General features: G+C 64.9%; 14 protein-coding genes and 1 riboswitch. Of the genes, 8 read left to right on the forward strand and 6 right to left on the reverse strand.

The annotated features are described in order from the left end of the window. Positions 1–291 precede the first annotated feature (291 nt). The 3 genes from ACXYX3_RS04165 (at position 292) to ACXYX3_RS04175 (ending at position 8,696) form a co-directional block, all read left to right on the forward strand. Positions 292–6,621, forward strand: a complete 6,330-nt coding sequence (locus ACXYX3_RS04165) for a DUF3320 domain-containing protein (RefSeq protein ID WP_458610265.1) — start codon at positions 292–294, stop codon at positions 6,619–6,621. Between the two features lie 116 nt (positions 6,622–6,737). Continuing rightward, the gene (locus tag ACXYX3_RS04170; RefSeq protein ID WP_458610266.1) at positions 6,738–8,213 is read left to right on the forward strand and encodes an SIMPL domain-containing protein; all 1,476 of its coding nucleotides are present in this window, start codon (positions 6,738–6,740) and stop codon (positions 8,211–8,213) included. Positions 8,214–8,228: 15 nt separating this feature from the next. Continuing rightward, positions 8,229–8,696, forward strand: coding sequence for a hypothetical protein (locus ACXYX3_RS04175; protein WP_458610267.1), 468 nt, complete (start codon positions 8,229–8,231; stop codon positions 8,694–8,696). Between the two features lie 385 nt (positions 8,697–9,081). Here ACXYX3_RS04175 and ACXYX3_RS04180 read toward each other — a convergent pair whose 3' ends face one another. Next, positions 9,082–10,086: a metallophosphoesterase gene (locus ACXYX3_RS04180; protein WP_458610268.1), complete on the reverse strand. Its 1,005-nt coding sequence runs from the start codon at positions 10,084–10,086 to the stop codon at positions 9,082–9,084. A gap of 25 nt (positions 10,087–10,111) precedes the next feature. Next, on the reverse strand, positions 10,112–11,554 hold the full coding sequence (locus ACXYX3_RS04185) for an ADP-ribosylglycohydrolase family protein (protein ID WP_458610269.1): 1,443 nt from the start codon (positions 11,552–11,554) through the stop codon (positions 10,112–10,114). A 71-nt stretch (positions 11,555–11,625) separates the two neighbouring features. Between ACXYX3_RS04185 and ACXYX3_RS04190 the strand changes: the two genes are divergently transcribed. Beyond that, complete coding sequence (locus tag ACXYX3_RS04190; RefSeq protein WP_458610270.1) at positions 11,626–12,270, forward strand: NUDIX hydrolase; 645 nt, start codon at positions 11,626–11,628, stop codon at positions 12,268–12,270. 32 nt (positions 12,271–12,302) lie between these two features. Here the strand turns inward: ACXYX3_RS04190 and ACXYX3_RS04195 are convergent, their stop codons facing one another. Both ACXYX3_RS04195 and ACXYX3_RS04200 read right to left on the reverse strand, forming a co-directional pair. Beyond that, the gene (locus ACXYX3_RS04195; protein WP_458610271.1) at positions 12,303–12,710 is read right to left on the reverse strand and encodes a hypothetical protein; all 408 of its coding nucleotides are present in this window, start codon (positions 12,708–12,710) and stop codon (positions 12,303–12,305) included. Positions 12,711–12,851: 141 nt separating this feature from the next. Then, positions 12,852–13,433, reverse strand: a complete 582-nt coding sequence (locus tag ACXYX3_RS04200; RefSeq protein ID WP_458610272.1) for a hypothetical protein — start codon at positions 13,431–13,433, stop codon at positions 12,852–12,854. A gap of 32 nt (positions 13,434–13,465) precedes the next feature. Continuing rightward, positions 13,466–13,577, reverse strand: a riboswitch (SAM riboswitch). 99 nt (positions 13,578–13,676) lie between these two features. On the opposite strand from ACXYX3_RS04200, the gene ACXYX3_RS04205 reads away from it, so the two are divergent. The 4 genes from ACXYX3_RS04205 (at position 13,677) to ACXYX3_RS04220 (ending at position 18,142) form a co-directional block, all read left to right on the forward strand. Further along, positions 13,677–15,332 carry an NERD domain-containing protein gene (locus ACXYX3_RS04205; protein ID WP_458610273.1) on the forward strand — a complete coding sequence of 552 codons (1,656 nt, stop codon included), beginning with the start codon at positions 13,677–13,679 and terminating at the stop codon, positions 15,330–15,332. 97 nt (positions 15,333–15,429) lie between these two features. Next, on the forward strand, positions 15,430–16,290 hold the full coding sequence (locus tag ACXYX3_RS04210; protein WP_458610274.1) for a hypothetical protein: 861 nt from the start codon (positions 15,430–15,432) through the stop codon (positions 16,288–16,290). Positions 16,291–16,703: 413 nt separating this feature from the next. Further along, on the forward strand, positions 16,704–17,771 hold the full coding sequence (locus ACXYX3_RS04215; protein WP_458610275.1) for an IS110 family RNA-guided transposase: 1,068 nt from the start codon (positions 16,704–16,706) through the stop codon (positions 17,769–17,771). Between the two features lie 98 nt (positions 17,772–17,869). Then, positions 17,870–18,142, forward strand: coding sequence for a hypothetical protein (locus ACXYX3_RS04220; RefSeq protein ID WP_458610276.1), 273 nt, complete (start codon positions 17,870–17,872; stop codon positions 18,140–18,142). 339 nt (positions 18,143–18,481) lie between these two features. Here ACXYX3_RS04220 and ACXYX3_RS04225 read toward each other — a convergent pair whose 3' ends face one another. Both ACXYX3_RS04225 and ACXYX3_RS04230 read right to left on the reverse strand, forming a co-directional pair. After that, positions 18,482–18,895 (reverse strand): hypothetical protein, encoded by a 414-nt coding sequence (locus ACXYX3_RS04225; RefSeq protein ID WP_458610277.1) that lies wholly within the window; start codon positions 18,893–18,895, stop codon positions 18,482–18,484. A 93-nt stretch (positions 18,896–18,988) separates the two neighbouring features. Continuing rightward, positions 18,989–20,224, reverse strand: a complete 1,236-nt coding sequence (locus ACXYX3_RS04230; RefSeq protein WP_241207993.1) for an IS256 family transposase — start codon at positions 20,222–20,224, stop codon at positions 18,989–18,991. Between the last annotated feature and the right edge of the window lie 64 nt (positions 20,225–20,288).

The following is a 20,288-nucleotide window of genomic DNA, read 5'->3' on the forward strand; positions in this document are numbered from 1 at the left end:
CAAAGGGCAGCATTCAAGGATGTCGCACGCAAGCTAGGCAACGCCTCCGCTCGTGCCTCGGTATCGGCGGCCAAGTCCGGAGCCCAATGGTTGAAAGCACGTCGAGACAGGTGACATAGCTTGGTAGTCAGCCGCCGAAGCTTCTGCGAGGCACCTGCAAATAGGTGGAACCGAAGCCGGTGATCCTCTCGGCTGTGGTTCCATGAGCCGGGCTAACTTGTCGTAGCTGCGCCTTAGCCTCGGGGCGCAATGGGAGTGCAGGGGCTAGCAGCCGCGCGGGAGGGAACTGCCATGGAGAGCGTTGAGTACCAGCCGTTGGTCGGCCAGGTCATCGACCTCCTGATCGACGGCCTCGAGCCGTTCGTTGCCCGGGTGCTGACACCGATGCTGCCCTCGGGCACCCCATGGCCGGAGCTGCTGCGTGCGAAAGACGCCGCCAACGGTCGCCGAGGCGGTGAGTACCGCAGCCGTGACCTGTCGCTCATGCTGCGGGCAATGACCGAAAGGCTGGGCGACCTCGGCTACCCCTTCTCACGGCACCTCTCGCGCCAAGCCGAGAACTACGCCCGCGAGCTGCGGACCGTCCGCAACCAATGGGCCCACAACGAGCGCTTCGACGCTGCCCAGGCCTACCGGGCGATCGACTCCGCCGAATTGCTCCTGCGCGCCATCGACGCCACGGCGCAGGCCGATGCTGCCAGCAAGCTCAAACAGTCTGTCTCGCCCCTCACGCCGCCCGTCGCGAACGACGACGATCGCCTCGAGATCCCGCGGCGACCGCCCGCGAACTCAGCCCCCGTCGGGTCTCTGCGCATCGAGATCTCAGCCGTGTCGGACCTCAGCTACGCAATGGCTCACTGTCGAATACCGGTGATCCACAACATCACCGTTGACCATGTCGGCAGCGACGTGTCTGGCGCGATCATCGAAGTCGACGTGGTGAGCGCCATCGGCAGCCATGGCGGGCCCCGTGAAATCCACCTCGACCTGACCGCCGGCCGACCGACTGTCCTCAGCAACGTCGACCTCCAGCTCGACCCGGCGTCGATGCTCCAGGTCGATGAACAGAGTCCGGGTGACATCCGCGTCGTTCTCCGCGACTCCGGTGGCGATGTTCTCGCGGAGGCGGCCAAGAACGTCGAGATTCTCGCCGCCAAGCAGTGGAAGGCAACTCCGCCGCAACTCGCACTCGAAATGCTCGCCGCGTACGTCCAGCCCAACTCCGCCGCGGTCACGACATTGATGACTGAAGTTTCTGACCGGCTGCTGGGAACGACCGGTAACTCCGCGATTGACGGCTATCAGAGTGAAAGCCCGGAACGAGTGGATGCGATCGTCGGCGCGGTCTTCGACTCCATGCGAGCCCGCGACCTTCGCTACGCCGAACCGCCGGCGAGCTGGGGTGCCAACGGTCAGAAGATCCGGACGCCCGCAGAGGTGTTGGAGGGACGACTGGGCACGTGCCTCGACACCACCTTGACGATGGCCGCTGCGCTCGAACAGGCAGGAATCAACACAACGCTCTGGGTGCTCCGGGGTCATGCCTTCCTGGGTTACTGGAGAGTCGACTCCGCACTCAGCGTCGTGTCCACGACAGAAGTGGTGGACGTGGTCAACCAGGTCGATCTGGGCCATATCGTCCCCATCGAGACGACGATGGTGACCCACGCATCGACTCCACGCACTCTCGCCGAGGCGGCTGAGGCAGCTCGTGCGCATCTGACGGGCGATCTGTCGAGCATCATCGGCATCACCGATGTCCGGCAGGCCCGGGAAGCCCGCATCTACCCTCTGCCGAGTCGTTCCGTCGACGCGGAGGGCAACGTCGTCGTCACGACGTTTCAACCGAACGCCGGGCGGATCTTCCTGCCCTATCAGTCATCCGGTACCCAAGTCCGCTCGAGCAGCGCAGAATCCGTGCCCGCACGCGTCGCCCAATGGAAGAACGCACTTCTGGATTTGAGCTTGCGGAATCGGCTGATCAACTACACCGATCGGGCTGGCTATCGGCTGGAAGTGCCCGGCCGCGCCATTGGCCGGTTCGAAGACGCGATCAATGCAGGCGCTCCGATCGGCCTGCTCCCGTCGGACGACGTGAAGAGTGTCGACATCGCGCGGGGCATCCGCTTCGGACGCGACCTGCCCGAGGATCAGCGTGAGGTGCAACTCGCGGAAAAACGCAGCGTCTTCATCGACATCTCGGACGCTTCATACAAGACCAAACTGAGGTACCTCGCCAATAAGGCCCGAACAATCGCCGAGGAAACGGGCGCCAACAACCTCTATCTGGCATTCGGCACTCTGCACTGGAATTTCAGTGACCGTGATTTGCGCTCGCCACTCATTCTGGTGCCGGTCACAATCTCGACGAAGAATCGAGGAGAGCGCTACCAACTGACAATCGACGAGGCAGGCACGTCCACACCCAATTACTGCTTGGTGGAGAAACTTCGCGTTTCTTTGAACCTCGACATCCCTGAACTTTCCAATCCCGCCGAGGACGAGTCCGGAATCGACCTGCTCGGGACCTTCACCGCGGTACGGCGGGCCATCAATGAAGCTGGTCTGCACTTCCGCGTCGAGGACACTGTGCATCTGGCGATCCTGCAGTTCGCGAAGTTCCCGCTCTGGAAGGACCTCGACGAATCGTGGAAGTCGCTGTCGGGGAACCCTTTGGTCGAGCATCTGATCGAGACGCCGCAGGACGCGTTCAACGATGTTGCAGCGTCTCCGCCGTCCTCGAAGGACCTCGACGAGCTCGGGGCATCGGTTCCGGTACCGGCTGATTCGTCGCAGCTGCACGCGGTCGCCGATGCCGTCGACGGCCGTACCTTCGTCCTCGAAGGGCCACCCGGCACCGGCAAATCTCAGACGATCACCAATTTGTTGGCGCACGCCATGTCGGCAGGCCGCCGGGTACTGTTCGTCGCCGAGAAGAGGGCAGCACTCGAGGTCGTGAAAAAGCGTCTCGAATCGGTCGGCCTCGGCGAGTTGTCGCTCGACCTCCATGACAAGTCAGCGCGCCCCTCTGCTGTCCGCGCTCAGATCAAAGACGCACTGGAGTTGCGTCTACACTTTGACGAGGACTTGCTCCGCACCCAAATGCAGACGGCCGAATCCAGCAGAGGATCGCTCGGGCGCTATGCCGCAAAGCTGCACGAGACCAATGCCGTTCAGCAATCTTTGTACTCGGCGCGGTCCAAGGCTCTCGCTGCTGACCAGCAGGTCGAGGTGCTCGAGGTTCCGAAAACGCTCGTCGCAAACGGCGATGCCGAAACGATCCGAGCCGTGGATCGGGCTCTGCGAACGCTGCCGGACAAGGCCGACCTCGCTCGCCCGCGCCGCGGTCATCCCTGGGGGTTCGTGGACATCCCCCCGCCGGCCGGCCTCAATGCTCAGTCGATCCACGCTGCAGGAGTCGAATTCGATACCGCCCTGGCCGATCTGGAGCGCGTGGGTGTATCGCTGGACGATCTTTCCCAGGCGGAAGAACCTGCCGCAATCACGACGTGGGCGAAACTCGCCGAGCTACCGCGATATCCACTCGAGGCCGTCGACGCCCTGTATGCCAGCTCCGGAGATGCTCGGCTTCGAGCGATCAACGACAAGCTGGCGGCACTTGCCGGAATCGCAGCTGACTGGCAAGCGCTGGTGACACCCGCGGCCATGGATCTCGATATGCCGGCAATCAATCAGGCCGCGGTTGCGGCGGACGAGTCCGGCTTCTTCGGTCGAAAAAAGCGACGCCGGTCGGTTCTGGCCCAACTGACGACCGCGCTCACCGTCGACCCCTCATCGGTCGATCTGAAATCGCTCTCGACGCTGACCGGCCAGATGAGCCAGGCCCATGCCCTGGTGACTGCGCTGCGGGCTGAGGTCGCGGCGCTGCCGCTCCAATTCTTCGACCGTGCATGGAACCCCGTGGCGCCCGCGGACGGCAGCCATCTACATGCCTGCATCTCGACATCGAGCGCCGTCATGTCCATGCTCGCACCCCGTGCCACTGACACGTTCGTGAGCATGCTCAGGCGCTTCTACACCAGAACACGGCAGGGCGAAGCGAGCCCGCAACTGCACAGACTCGCTGCGGCCTGGACCCGACTGCAGCACGAAACAGGCGCCACCCCCGAGCAGCTCCGTATGTGGGCCGGCGATGATTCGTTCGTCCAAAACTGGTCCGCCACACGCGCGGAACGCAAATTGGAGACCTCCGCATCGATTGATCGCTGGGTCGAGCTGGTGCTCCATCTCGAACCACTTCGTCGGGCAGGTATGGATGTCTCGCGCGCTGAGATTTTGACCGGTGCTATCTCCGCTGACGATGCCGCGCTCGCCTTCGAGCGCGGGAAAGCCGAGGCCTCCGTACGTGAACGGCTAGAAGCCAGCGGCCTCCAAGATTTCGACATCGCCGCACACAACAGAGCAATTCAGCGATTCACCTCGAGTACGGGTCGGATCAGAGACGAGCTCACACGTGCCATCCCCGCACAGATCGTCAGCGCGCGGCGTTTCGACTCGGAATCGGTGAGCGGCCAGGTCGGCGGTCTTCGCCGTCAGCTCGACCGTAAGCGCGGTGGAATGAGCGTTCGCGGCTTGATGGAGAACTACGGCGAGCTAATCATCCAGATCCTTCCGTGCATGCTCATGAGCCCCGATTCTGTGGCGCGGTTCTTTCCGGCTAAGGCGGAACTCTTCGACATCGTGGTCTTCGACGAGGCGTCACAGATTCGGGTCGCCGACGCGATCGGCGCCATGGGCCGCGCAAAATCCGTTGTGGTGGTGGGTGACAGCAAGCAGATGCCGCCGACCAGCTTCGCCGAGACCACCGCGGCGGTCGACGATGACGAGGACTACAACCCCGATGTCGTCGCCGACGAAGAGTCGATCCTGACCGAATGCGTCCACGCGCGCGTGCCTCAGCAGTGGCTGTCATGGCACTACCGCAGCCAGGACGAGGCCCTCATCGCTTTCAGCAACTTCCAGTACTACAACGGCAAACTGGCATCCTTCCCGGCGCCTCTGCCGACATCGAGTGGCCACGGGATCTCGCTGGTGCGAGTCAACGGCCATTTCGAGCGGAGTGGTCGAGGCAAGATGCTCCGAACCAACACAGTCGAGGCGACCGCGATCGTCGAGGACATCCGTCGGCGTTTCGACATGTCTCCGGGCGAAGCTCCGTCGCTGGGAGTCATCACTTTCAACGCTCCGCAGCGGAACCTCATCGAGAACATGCTGCGCGACGCGGGCGACGACCGACTGCTCCAGGCGCTCGACGAAGCCGACGGTCTGTTCGTCAAGAATCTGGAGAACGTCCAGGGCGATGAACGGGACACCATCCTGTTCTCCGTCGCTTTCAGCAAGAACGACAAGGGGATTCTCCCCCTGAATTTCGGACCGTTGTCGAGGCCGGGCGGTGAGCGTCGACTGAACGTCGCTGTGACGCGTGCTCGGCGCGAAGTGGTGTTGTATGCCAGCTTCGATCCGTCGGATTTGCGTGCGGAGGAGACGTCGCAGATCGGGACCAAACACCTCAAGGCGTACTTGGAGTTGGCGGCGCGCGGTACTGAGGTGATCACCGAGGGTGGCCGCCGACAACCGGTCGTGGACCGGCACCGCGATGACATCGCGGAGGCTTTGAGAGCAGACGGCTTCGAGGTACGCACCGACGTCGGATTGTCGGATTTCCGCGTCGACATCGTGATCGCTGATCCAGACAACCCGGACAAGCCTTTGGTCGCCGTTCTCCTCGACGGTCAGGAGTGGCACGGTCGTCGGACGGTAGCCGACCGTGACGGCTTGCCGGTTGAAGTCTTGGGCAAGTTGCTGAAATGGCCTGCTGTCGAACGGGTCTGGCTCCCTGAATGGTTGCGAAATCGACAGGGTGTGCTCGTCGAACTGCGTGCCGCGGTGAAAGCCGCAAAGGAACCGCAGCCGACTCCTGCAGGCACAGAGCGGGAAGCTGTTCTGACAAAAGCTGAAACGACGGTGCCGCAACGGAACACTCCCTTCGCCCCGATGCGATCCGCTCGTTTGACGCCGGCTCCGACCACCAAGCCACGCCACTCCGACGTGACGAAGTTTCGGGAGTGGAGCCCACGCGTCGAAGGGGACATCAGCGTCCTGGACTCGCTGCCCAGTCAGTGGGCCAAGGAGGCGGTGGGCCGAGTGGCCGAAGCGGTCATCTCCGCTGAGGCGCCCGTGCAGCGCGCCCGCCTGGCGAAACTGGTCGCCGGCGCTTTTGGTCTGAGCAAGGTGAACGACGACAGGAGGCGCTCGATCCAGCGCGTCGTTCCCGCCGAGTTCACCCGCTCCGGCGATGACGACTTCTACTGGCCATCTGGCCTGCAACCCGAAACATGGCGCACCGTCCGAGTGCCCCGAGACGGCCTCAGCCGCCCCCTGGAGGAAGTCTCTCTCGTCGAGATCGGCAACGCGATGCTCATCGTTGCCGAACAGGCCGGAGGCATCGAGAAAGAGGATCTCGAGCGCGAAGCCCTCGCTCTGTTCGGCGGTAAGCGCCGGACCCAGGGCATCACCGCTCGCCTCGATGCCGCGCTGCAGCAGGCCGTCGACCGGGGGCTCTTGAGCGTCACAGGCAGTGGATTGGTCCGCCGCACGTGAGACTGGCGACTCGGTGCATCGCGACGACAACGCTTCGGCGCGGATGCCGGCGCGCGGGGAAACTCCCTGACCGCAAAGGCGACAGTCGTGTCAGAGGCGCAGGTTAAACTGACGCAATGGCGACGGAAATCACCGTGCGAGGGTCATTTACCGCTTCTCGCCCTCCGCAGCGGGCCACCGTGCACGCGACACTCAGCTATCAGGGTCCGTCGATGAAGCCCGTCTACGACCGGCTGGCCGAAGATCTCGATGTCGTACAGAAGTCTGTGTCAGCGCTTGCGCTCGGAGACGATGCCCCAGTCACCCGATGGTCATCCGACCGGCTCCGCACCTGGTCGCATCGACCTTGGAGCCAGGACGGTGAACAGTTGCCGCTCGTGTACCACGCGAGCGCCAGCCTCCAGGTGAGGTTCCGCGATTTCGCCGCCCTGTCATCGTGGGTCGGTGACCACGTCACGTCCATCGAAGGTTTCGAGGTGGACACCATCAACTGGTCGCTGACAGCGAAAGCAAACGCCAAGATGGCCCGCCGAGTCCGCCGGCAAGCTGTGCGCGACGCCGTCGACCGAGCGCAGTTGTACGCCGACGCTGTAGGACTCGGCGCGGTCACCGCGATTGCGATCGCAGACGTCGGCATGCTCAGCGCCGGAGGTGCCTCCGACGGTCAGCGAGATGCGCTCTTCGTCGGAGCGCCCGACGGGGCCCCAGGAGGGTCAGGTCCCGATGTCGAATTGATGCCAAAGCCCATCCGGATGTCTGCATCGGTCGATGCGCGCTTCGTCGTTCAAGAGCGGGCATCGACCGAATCGCCCAGGGAAATCGTGAAAGAAGCTTCCTCTGCCCCAGACGAAGAAGGCGATGCGGGCGCAGGGTCGGCCGTGGTCGAGTTCCGCGATGATGACACTGGCTATCGCGCATGGCTTCGCGCCCACTCCGAAGGCTTCGTCGTCAACATCCTGCGCAGCTATCACGCCGGCGACGCGAGAGTTCATCACTCGAGCTGCTGGACGATCAATGGTGAAGAGGCGGCGAGCAAGCTGACCAACCGCTACGTGAAAATGTGCGCCGAGGCGATCGAAGAACTCGATCGATGGGCCGCGGCGCAAGTCGGCACGACGATTCGGCGTTGCGGGACGTGTCGTCCGCCGGGTCTCCAGGACGTCTCGGTGTCACGCGAACCGGAGCCGCCCTCGACCGGTCAGGTGCCTGTCCGCCATGACGTCCGCGGGCCTGAGCCCGACGGAATCGTCGAGGCGTTGGCAGACGAGTACATCCGCTTCGAACGGCTCCCCGAGTGGCAGAGGGAGCTTCGCGACCAGATTCGTGTTCGGTGCGAACAGCTACAGCCCGCGGCCGAGCAAGTTCTCCACGCGACGTTTTACGGTCCGAAACATCCCAAGGCGGACGTCGAGAACGTTCTGCTTTATTACATCGGCACGTTCAAGACCGCGGGGCGTCACGGCATTCGTTTCGAGCACGGCATCACACCCGATAACGCGCGACACGGGTTCGGGTACCGGTATGCCTTGGCGGACAGAACCGCGACGTTCGACAGCTGGATTCCGGCCAGGACACTTGCGTCGTTCGAATAGACCGACCTCGGGCCAATGAAGGAAGCAAAGCAACTCGCTCAGGTGTGGCTGGCGCTGGCCCGAGGTCACGTCGATATCCACGCGCGGGCGACCCCCGATGCGCCTTTTGCTGTCAGGCTCGAAGTACGTCCACCATCTGAGGTGCGGCCGGTGTGGGGCGCGCGGCTCAAGGGTTTCTTCGACGGAGTGATCTGCGCCTTACAGGCGAGCACAGACCCCGACGCCACATCGGAGGCCGCGTCGCGGCTCGCTGCCGATCTCCCCGCCGACGCCGACGAGATCGAACTCCTACTGCTCGACCAGCGACGCGATGCGCTCGGCACGGTGTCCCGGCTCGTGTCACCCTACGGCGCGGGCGTGAAGTGGGACCCATGTGACCACCTCTGCGTAGCTGGGGAACTGCTGGCGGCCGAGCACGCGGCAGGCTGCCCCGGCAACTCCTGGGCAATACGCGGCGAGATCATCGAAGTCTCCCGGGCCTAGGACGTCGGCGCCTCTTCTAGGGTCTACTCGGAGGACGGGCGCCCCGGGTCCAAGGGCCGAGATCCCGGGCCTGCCACAGCGACTCGGTGGGCTCGACATCGAGCGGTTCAAGAACATCATCGCGGAACACAGAAACAACCAACGACGACTTGGGGATGAAGCGGAAATAGCCGCGGCTGTCTAGCATTCTGAGAATCGAGCGAGCCGTCCATCGGTCAGCCAAGGGGATGCTTTCGAGGGCTACCGCAGCGGCTCGAGCCGAAACCGAAGAAGCAACCTAGCCATCGCCAGCATCCTTCCCGCTCAGAAATTGAGTGGGTCCGCTCCCGCCCCAACAGGTCGCGCGAACTCCGTTCTTCAATAGAAAATCTGGTACTCGCGGAAATTAACCCGCGAATGCGAGGTAGTTCCCGATTGCTATCCGCTCCTCGCCCGACCACCGGTACGCGACCAGGGTCCCGCCCTTCACCGCGCTGAAGTCCACACACGCGGTGTAGTCGGTCCAGTCGAGACTGCGATCGGGGCGGCCCTGCCGCCAGTAGTGGCCATAGAACACCGGAACTTGACCGGTGTAGGTGTACGTGCGATCTTCGGCCGGGACCTCCAGCTCTGGTAGCGGGGGATACGGCTCGCCGGACATCGTGGTGAAATTGCCACCCATCTCCGCGAGATCACGCAGCGTGTGTCCGCCGCTATTCCACCACTGCATCCGGGCGCTTTTTCTCATGTGACCGTCCTTGTCCCGGTACGGCTCCTGATGGTGCGTGACCAAACTGATCTCCGGGCCCTTCAGCAGTGTCTCGACTGCCTCGTAGAGATCGTCCTTCGGATCGCTGGCCGCGACGAGATGCTCGACGTTCGCGAACGGCGCGCTGGAGCCGCACCGCTGATCGACTACCGCCATCGACTCCTCGTGCCAGCATGCATGCACCACACGGATACCACTCAAGTCGAGCCAGAGTGGCAGCGTCGCAAACCATTCCAGATATTCGTCGCGGTCCGCACCCGTCACCTGCTCGAGAAATGCCTTGTGTTGGCGGGTATTCTTCTCTGACCGCGTGTCGTCGGGGTCGTCGTGCGGACGCAGGAACTTCCCACTGCCCGTCGGCCACTCCGTGTGATAGGCCAGCGCATTGAACTCGTGGTTGCCCATGACGATCTGCGCGCTGCCCGCATCGACCATCTGCTTGACCAGCCGCAGCGTTTCCAACTGCTGCGTGCCGCGGTCGATCAGGTCACCGACGAAGATCGCCTGCCGGCGCTCATGTCGGCACTCACCACCCGTGCCCGATCGCCGATAGTCCATCGCGGCCAGCAGCTCCTCCAGCTGGTCGGCGCAACCGTGGACATCGCCGATGATGTCGTACCCCTCGCGGTCCGAAGCTGTCATCGTTCCCCCTTCTTCATCGTGAACATCAGAACTTCTCAGGCATCATGCGCCGCAACGCTTCCCGGAACTCACGATTCGGTGATGCCGACGGCAACACCTCCTGCACGGCCTGCAGCGCCTCGTCGGCCGAAACACCTTGCAGCCGTGCGCCGTAGAGCGCGCCGACGATGGGTGTGCGGCTGAGCGCTTCGACGCAATGCACCAGCACGGTTCGGCCGTCACCGCGGAATCGCTCGACCGTCTTCACCGCCTCCAGCAGCACGAACTCCAGGTGCGGGTTCTCATCGGCATCCGGCCGGTCGGCCAACCGCACCTCGACGTGCGGGATGTCGCGGCGCACGTCGTCGTCACCGATCCGGCACAGCGACACCGCCGCGTCGACGCCGTCGGGCAGATCCCACAGCGCGCCGATCCCGCCCAGCAGCACCTGACCGTCGAACGGGTGCGCCGCCAACGCGCCAGTCCGATATCCGGGATAGCGCGGATCGAACCGGTCCGGCATACCGCCCCGCGCGATCAACCGCGCCATCGTCGTCAGTTCCCGCGCCGACGCACCCGGCCAGCCGTGCAGCTGCGCGCGCCACTCCAGCGGAACCGCCGACGCCCCATGCGCGGCGCCCAGCAACCCGCCGGCGATCGCGGCGACGGTGTCGGTGTCGAAGCCCGCCCGTACCGCGGCGTCCAGCGCCAGGCGCAGATGATCGGCCCGGAACACACCCGACGGCGGATCGTCGGCGGGTACCGGCGTCGTCGCGATCGCCGACCACGCCGCCTGCAGTGCGGAGACCACCCAGCCGTTGTTCGGGAAGTCCGCCGGTCGCGACGCCTCGGCGATATCGAGCCGCTCCGCCCACACCCCGTGGTTCTTCGGGTCGAGGTGGCGCAGTCCGATGCGGACATCCAGCTCGCCCGTCAGGACAGCATGACGAATCGCGCTGCACCACAACACACATGCGTCACCCACCTCAGGGTCATAGTGTGTCAGCGCGCTGAGAGACCGAGCCGCCTGCACCAACGCGTCCTCATCGTCGAGATAGGCCAGCGCGACCGGCGCGGTCCGCATCAGCGATCCGTTGCCCGCGCTGCGACCGCTCTGACGGTGCAGGTGCTCCGCCGCGGCGCGCGCCCGCTCGGCGGTGATGACGTCACCGATCGTCGCCGACCGCAGCACCGACCCGGTCTGAATCCCGACGTCCTTCGCGCCCCGGGACCACCCGCGCCACCGCGCGACAATCGCGTCCTGGGCGGGCTCATCGCGCAGATCGGCGCCGGTCGCCGCGACCTCGGCGATGGCGAAAGCCATCGCGGTGTCATCGGTCCACTCGCCGGGCTCCCACGGACCCCCGCCGGCCATCACCACGTCGAGCGCCGGGCCGCGCGGCGGCTGGAATTCGTAGGGCGCGCCGAGCGCGTCACCCGCCGCCGTCGCCAGCAGCACGCCTTCGATGCGATCGTCTCGTGATGTCATGTCAGACCACCCCCGTCTCAGAATTAGAGCAATTCTGCGCTAATAAGGTCACTGTACGCTAAGCCCCTGACATGAACGCTTACCGAGACAGCAGCGGCCGGATGCTGACCGAATACCCCCGCCCGTCGGTGGCCGTCGACACCGCGGTGCTGACCCTCGATGAGCGTCTCGGGCTGGTCGTGCTGCAGGTGCGCCGGGAGAACCGCCGGGGGTGGGGCCTGCCGGGAACGTTCCTGCACGAGGGGGAGAGGCTCGCCGACGCGGTCGAGCGGTCACTGCGGGACAAGGCCAACGTGTCCGGCCTGCAACCGCGCCAGCTCCACGTCTTCGACGACCCCAACCGTGATGACCGCGGCTGGGTACTCTCCGTCGCGCACGTCGACGTCGTCCAACCGGACCGGTTGGAGAGCCGGTTCGCCGACGACACCCGCTTGATGCCGGTGAACGCCCCGGGTCGCCTGCCCTACGACCACGTCAGCATCATCGCGCGCGCCGTCGAGCACCTGCAGAGCCGCTACGCCCAGTGGCCCGATCCGGACCACCTCCTCGGCGAGGAGTTCACCATCCGCGACCTGTGGCTGGTGCACCAGCGCGTCGCCGGACGGGAACTGCAACGCGATTCGTTCCGGCGGGCGATGGAACCGCAGTTGGTCGCGACGGGTGCTGTGACCCGCGGCGGCCGAGGCCGACCAGCCGAGCTGTTCCGCCGGATGTAGCTCCCGCACTTCACGATTCGCGGGCGCGCTGCCTAGAAATTGCTCACGTACTGCGATCCGGAGGAGTGCGGGATGGCGTTGCGCGAGAGCCACTTCGGAACATCTTTGACTCCGATGCTTCCGTCCTGCACGCGCTGAGCGAACAGCTCGGCGGGGTCTGCGCCATTGTCTCCACCCAGCGCTTTCAGCAGGACGGCGATGTCGTCCGCCTCCACCCACTGAGCGTGGTGGTACTCGTCGACCGGCCAGTGACCGTCGTCATGTGTGCTCAGTTCGAAGAAGCCGTCATCGGGGCTGTAATAGGCGTAGACGGAGTAGTCGTCGCTCGTCCCCGTCACCGGATTGGACGTCGTTCCCGCGTGTAAGACAATCCCACGACCGAACGTGGGGACCGGACGCTTGCCGCTCGCGGCGTCGGTGGACTCATCGGCCTGCATCACGGCATCTCCTCGTGTTCGCTGCGTACGTCGTCGCGTGCGATCTGATTGACCTGCGCCCCGTCGTCGTTGTCGGTCATGGTCACCCCCGTTGATTGCATTGTCTGTGACAGAACGGTTCGTTCGGCGGATCGTTTTGCGCGGTCAGAGTGGCCTGACCGGGCCGAGCAGTCGGTCGAACGCATCCTGAGAGGCCGCTCGACTGGCGGGATGCTCCTGCGTCCAGACCGCCAGCGGGACATCCGCGAGAGGATTGAAGCGCGCAGCGAGCCTGGGGTACTCGGTGCGGCGCCAGTCGCGCAGGCGCGCATCGCCGCGGGCAAACTCCGTCAGACGCGCGACCTCCTCGCCGCGGATATGAGGCGGCGCGTCGGCGCGCACTCCCACGCCGTGCATCAGGCTGTGCCGACCGAGCCGGAACGGTGCGAACCCCCAGACCTCGGCGATCTCTGCGTTGACGGCCCGGCAGTTCTGGCAGGCCAGCCAGGCCCAGCGCGACGAGCCGCCGGCCGTGGCGCGGAAGCAGACGATGCACAGGTCGTGCTCGCGTGACACGTCGACGTCGTCCCAGCGCACGGGGTGGTCTTCGCAGCGGCAGGACTGCCAGCGCGGCTGCTCGCCTCGTCGTACGGGGCCTCGGATGCCGCCGCACGGGATGTGGACGGAGAGCACGTCGACGCGTCGGCGCACCGCAGCGTCGGTGGGAGTGATGTTGTGGTCGGGCATCTTTCGACCTTCTGGCGACGCCGCGTCCGGGCGTCCACCGCTTGCACGCCGGAGCGTGCCGGCTCTTCCCCTGGGGCACCGTGCGGTGTTGCGCGGTTGCCGGGACGACGGGCCAGGTACCCGAACAGTCGTCCGCTCGTGAGCTCCTTCAGTGTAGAGAAGGGGTGCGACACGAGAGCCGCGTCGCGACGTCGGTGTCTCACGCCCTCGCTACCATCGGAGCAACTCGAGGGGGAGCGACGCATGACCATCACCGTGTCCGAGACGCCACGGCTGGCCAACGGGGCCGAGCGCAAGGTGTGGCAGGCCCTCATCGATCAGCTCGAGCCCGGTGACCTCGTGATCCCGGGCAAGCGCGTCACCGACCACCTCAAGGACCACGAGGTCGACTTCCTCGTCGCGATCGAAGGCGCGGGCATCGTGTGCGTCGAGGTCAAAGGCGGCGAGGTGTGGCACGACGGGGAGACATGGCGGCAGCGGCGCGGCGGTCACGACCACAAGATCAACCCCGTGCGCCAGGCACGCGAGGCGTGCTACGCGCTGCGTGACTTCATCGAGAAGGACCCGCTGTGGACCCAGGAGCGGCTGCGCTGGGATCACGTCGTCGTGCTGCCCAACACTGACCTGCCTGAGGCCTTCGCGCTGCCCGACTGTCCGCGCTGGAAGGTGATCGACCGCACCGACCTGCCCGACATCGGCGCCAAACTGCGCCACATCCTCGTCAGTCAGGAGCTCGATCGGCCTCTGCTCACCCGCGACGGTATAGCCGAACTCGCCGACGCACTCAGCGGCCGCGGCCTGCCACAACGCAGCGTCGTGGCCCGGGCTCTCGAAAACGAGGACGCCGCAGACATTCTCACCGAGCATCAGTCGGTCATCCTCGATGCGATCAAGCTGCTGAATCGGGTGGAGATCCGCGGTGGTGCCGGCAGCGGCAAGACTTTCCTGGCGATGGAGCAGGCGCGCCGGCTCACCCGCAACGGGCAGCGCGTCGCGCTCGTCTGCTACTCCCACGGACTCGCGTCGTATCTGGAGCGCATCACCGGCGCCTGGAACCGGCGCCAACAACCCGCCTACGTGGGTGAGTTCCACGACCTGGGAAAGAAGTGGGGTGCACCGGAAGGCCCCGACGAATCGCTGCGCACCGAGGAGACCGTCCAGTTCTGGGAGCATGACCTGCCGCGCCAGATGGCCGAATTGGCAGCACAACTCGAGCCCGGGCACCGGTTCGACGCGATCGTTGTCGACGAGGCGCAAGACTTCGCCGACGCCTGGTGGGATCCGCTGCTGGCGGCGCTGAAGGACGACGAGACCGGCGGCATCTACGTCTTCACCGACGAGGGGCAGCGCGTCTTCGACCGGCACGGGTCGCCGCCGGTGCCGCTCGTGCCGCTGATCCTCGATCACAACCTGCGCAACACCCGGCAGATCGCCAATGCGTTCCAGCCCCTGGTCGATCACCCGATGCGGTTTCTGGGTGGGGAGGGCCCGGCAGTCAAGTACGTGCCCTGCTCGCGTGATGACGCGATGGACGCCGGCGACGACGAAGTCGACGCACTGCTCGACGAGGGGTGGCGACCCGAGGACGTCGCCCTGCTCACGACCGGCAGCCGCCACCCCGAGCAGCGCGAACGCCAAGCCGCCGGCAGCGCTGCCTACTGGGATAGCTTCTGGGACGCCGATCAGGTCTTCTACGGACACGTCCTCGGGTTCAAAGGTCTGGAGCGGCGCGCCGTCGTGCTCGTCGTCAACGAGGAGTCGGCGTTCGAGCGCTCCCGGGAACGCCTCTACGTCGGATTGTCCCGCGCGCGTGACCAACTCGTCGTGTGCGGCGACCCCGAGTTCCTGCGGGCGGTCGGCGGACCGGATCTGGCGCGGAGGCTGAACATCCCGGCCTAGCGCCGGCATGTGAGTCCGGGCGGTGAGGCTCGATCGTTGGGTGTGCGGCAACCTTCAGCGGTCCGAAAATGTCGGACCCTCAAGGGACAATGGACAGATGCCGCAAACGATTCATCACCGTCTGCACATCCTCGAAGCCGCCGATTGGAAGGCCGGCATCATCACGCTGCTCGCGCCCGGATCGCCCTATCGGCCGTGGCGCTACGCATTCGGTGATGCGCGGCCGGGCGACTACGCCTTGGTGATTCTCGGGACCGACCCTCAGTCGGTGTTGACTGTCCTTGCGCGCGTCGGTGATGACGCCACTATCGGGGGAGCGCTGCTGGACGTCACCCGTTGTCGTGCGGACCTGCTCGAGTTGGCCACGCTGGCATCGACACTCGACCTGGGGAATGAAGCCTTCACCAAGTGGCGTCTGGATGACGACGTCGCCGAACGAGTCATCCTCGCGGTGCACGAGACGCCCGTCTGGGGCGACCCGTACCACCGCTACGGCCACTCCTCGCTGGCGGCGGCACGCAACCTGCTGTTGTTCAACGGATGCTGCGAGATCTGCAACAGGGCAGTCGATCTGGCCGCTGCAGATGCGGCCGACGCGGTCCACATTCACACCGCGGAGGTATCGAGGCGTCCGGATCCCCCGTCGCCCATCAGAAGTTCTGACGAGGACGACTCTCCAAGATCAGGATTCGCTCAATTGCGCACGACCGCCGAGGACTGGCCGACTGTGATGTGTGGCGACTGTCGAGTCGACATGCGCAGCGCGGGATTCACGAGCGCTTTGAATTTCGCATTGTCCAGACATCCACGATGTCCACGTTGCGATGCCCAGCGTAGTCGCGCAATCGTCTACGGGATGCCGGCGAATCCCGAGTCGTGGGCGCCCTGGCTGGCGATGGGAGGGTGCTGTCCGGGTCCGGAGAAGTGGACGTGCGAAATGTGCGATCACCGGTGGTGACGGGCTTGCAGACCTCATGACCATTGCAGTTCGCAAGCACGTCGCAGGTTCGGCAGTCCGGTCGCCCACGGCGTCCGCATAAGTGCCATCAGCACGACTGAGCCAGGGGCTTTGGCCTCTGCGCCGGTTCCTCTGGCCAGGAGTCGCGCAATCGGCGCCTCTTCCGTGACCGCTCGGACTCTCGGGGCGGTCTAGCCTGGTCTCAGTGTCAGGGTGAGGGCACCGCTTCGTGCGGTGGTTGGATCCTTCACATCTGGTGTCTGGCTCATAGCCTGGGTGCCGCCTTCGGGTTGGCGTGCATTCGTTTTGCCGGCATCAGGTGTGAAGGACCGGCCGGCGTGACTTGATAGGAGCGTGGCACCGCCCCCACTGAGGTATGTCCGCCGACCGGCCCAACCGTCACCTCACCGTGAATGGAGGCAACCACCATGGTTGTTGTTGGAGCCGATGTACACAAGCGCACACACACCTTCGTCGCCGTCGACGACGCCGGCCGCAAGCTCGCCGAAAAGACCGTCACCGCGGTCACGGCCGGGCATGCCGAGGCGGTGATGTGGGCCCGCGAACACTTCGGCAGTGATGTCGTGTGGGCGATCGAGGACTGTCGGCACCTGTCGGCGCGCCTGGAACGCGACCTGCTGGGTTTGGGTCAGAAGGTGGTGCGAGTGCCGCCGAAGTTGATGGCCCAGACCCGGGCCTCGGCACGTACCCGGGGTAAGTCCGATCCGATCGACGCGCTCGCGGTCGCTCGTGGTTTTCTTCGCGAGCCGGACCTGCCGGTCGCTTCTCATGACAAGGTCTCCCGCGAACGCAAGCTGTTGGTCGATCGCCGAGAAGTGCTTGTCGCCCAACGCACGGCGACGATCAACCGGTTGTTGTGGCGGGTTCATGAGCTCGACCCCGAGCGCGCCCCGAAGCCGCGGTCGCTGGATCTGGCCAAACATCGTCGCCTCCTCGGCGACTGGCTAGACACCCAGACCGGGATCGTGGCCGAACTGGCCCGCGACGAACTGGCCGACATCACCGGTCTCACCGAGACCATCAACGCCTTGGCCACCCGCATCGGTGCACGCGTGCGCCTCGTGGCGCCGGTGTTGTTGGCGATGCCGGGCTGCGGGGAGCTGACCGCGGCCAAACTCGTCGGTGAGACCGCCGGGGTGACACGATTCAAAAGCGAGGCGGCCTTCGCCAGTCACGCCGGCGTCGCACCGGTACCGGTGTGGTCAGGCAACACCCGCGGCCGCGTCCGGATGACACGGTCGGGCAACCGGCAACTCAACGCCGCACTGCACCGCATCGCGGTCACCCAGATCCGCCTCGATGGACTTGGACAGACCTACTACCGGCACCGACTCGCCGAGGGCGACTCCACCCCCGAAGCCCTGCGCTGCCTCAAACGCCGCCTGGCCCGCGTCGTCTACAACCACCTCCACACCGACCACAACAATCGCCAAACCGCTTGCCAATCAGCAGCGGCTTGACATAGGAGAAACGAATGGGGTTGTTCAGTCACCAGGAAGTTCGAGACCCGGCCGACGACGGTAGTAGTGGCGGTGTCCAAAGGGTCCGGGCTGCTGACGTGGACGCATTCAGCGTCGAAGATCCCGTGGTCGTGGGTCCGGGGCCGCCGCCCGAGGACGGATCGTGTGGGCAGTACGCGGTGCAGTTCCACGTGACGACATCCATGCTCGTCGGTTTAAAACGCATTGCTGATCGGCAGGGGGTTACGGTACCGGAGGTATGCCGTCAGGTGATCGGCGTCTTCGTTGCCCAGCAGGAAGGCGAGTTGTCGGCCTTGATGGCTGCTGAGACCGAAGCCGGTGGTTATCGGCCGAGTTTGGGCGAGGCATAGGCGTACCAAGGCAGTCCATGACAACTTCAGGTGTAGCCGAGGTCCCGCAAAGTCTCGCGCGCGCGAGCAGCGCATAACGTGAGCCCCTCGTCGTCAAGATCCTCCGTTCCTCTTCTCAGTCGAGGTTCGTCGACATAGCGGTCGGCGTCCTCGAACAGTTCCTGGAGTACGGGAAGACACGTTCACCGAGAATCCGCTGCTCGTTCTTCACCATCCGGAGATAGGTGAGCTGGAAGTCGAGCGCGCCGACGGATCGACTCAGGAAACGGTCGATGAGATCCTGTACGAGTTGATCCGGGGTAGGTCCCGCTCGTCCCGCGTCACTGAATAACCCCTCGCTCAATCGCTCAGGATCAAGTCGTGTTCCGTGTGGAGTTTCATCCTGGGTCGCGGATAACCGTTGCTCCGAGATCCCCAAACTCTGACGCGACCCCAATCGCTCTCGAGAAGAAGGGAACTGGCGTCCGCTGTCAGTACATCGATGTTGCCGAGGTCTTTGGCTCCTGTGGCGTCGGTGAAATATCGGTGCGATCGGTGCAGCCATTCGACCTCTGAGCACTCAGAGAACGTAAGGCCGGTGGATCGGTAGCAGTGATGGTCGCCTGGTCGCGGCGGTCGATGTGCGGGATGCTCGGGCGTCAGCACGGCGTCGAGACTGAAAATCAGTGTTGACGGTGTCTCGGTGATGTCCAAGACGAAGCTGTCTTCGAGATAGAACCCGTCGAGACCCGGAAACTGTTCGTAGTCGATCACGCTGGATGCACCTCCAGCGATAGCGTCCCGTGGAGTGGTGGACTTCGGATCTGGCGTGGTTCACGCGTTGTGATCAACGAGTCATGTTGAACGCTAGGTGATTTGGTGTTGTTTGGCAAGTGCTGCCGCAGCGTGTTTGGCGGCAATGACGGCACGTAAATCGTCCATGGAGACATCGGAGAGATAGCGGCGGGTGACCTGCCACTCGTCGTGGGATTCGATGACCACCGCAGTCGCCAGCCGCAGGAACGCCGCCGGATTCGGAAAGATCTCCACGACATCAGCGCGGCGCTTGATCTCCTTGTTCAACCGTTCGATCGGGTTGTTCGACCAGATCTTCTGCCAATGCGCCTTCGGGAACGCGGTGAAGGCCAGCACGTCGGTCTTGGCCTCGGCCATCATCGCGGCCACCTTCGGGAAGCTGGCCGCCAAGGTATCGGCGACGCGGTCCCACTGGTCGGCGACCTCGGCGGGGTCGGTGTGGGCGAAGATGGTCTTGACCGCCGCGGTGACCGCCGGGGCGTGTTTGGCGGACACCGCGGTGTGCAGATTTCGCATGAAGTGCACTCGGCACCGCTGCCACGATGAGTTCGCGAACTGTTGTGCCACAGCCGATTTCAATCCAGCATGCGCATCAGAGATCACCAGGTGCACACCACTGAGCCCGCGGACCCTCAGCGAGGCGAGGAATTCGCGCCAGAACTCGTAGGACTCGCTGTCACCGACGGCGGTGCCCAGCACCTCGCGCGTGCCGTCGATGGACACCCCGGTGGCCACCACGAGCGCCTGAGAGACCACGTGCGCCCCGATGCGCACTTTGCAGAACGTGGCGTCGCAGAACACGTACGGGAACTCGGTGTGGGCCAGGCTGCGGGTACGAAACGCCTCGATCTCCTTGTCCAGGCCGGCGCAGATCCGTGAGACCTCCGACTTGGACACGCCGGTCTGCACACCCATCGCGCTCACCAGGTCATCGACGCTGCGCGTGGACACCCCGTGGACGTAGGCCTCCATGATCACCGCGTGCAGCGCCTTATCGATACGGCGGCGCCGTTCCAGCAGCGACGGGAAGAACGATCCGGCCCGCAGCTTGGGGATCTGCACCTCGACGTCACCGGCGGTGGTCGAGATGGTCTTGGGTCGGTGCCCGTTGCGGTGCACGGTGCGTCCGTCAGTCCGCTGATAGCGGCCGGCGCCGATGGCCGCCGTGGCCTCGGCCTCGATCAGCTGCTGCAACCCGGCGCGGATCAGCTCGGCGAACACCGCGCCGACATCGGCGGACTTGAGCGCATCGAGTTGGGCAAGCAGGGCAGAATGATCCTGGGTCATCGCGTGGTGTGTCTTCCTGTTGAGTCACTTGGTAGGTAACTCACTGACCACTACGCGATGGCCC

The sequence above is a fragment of the Mycobacterium sp. Panama NTM2 genome, assembly GCF_054355555.1.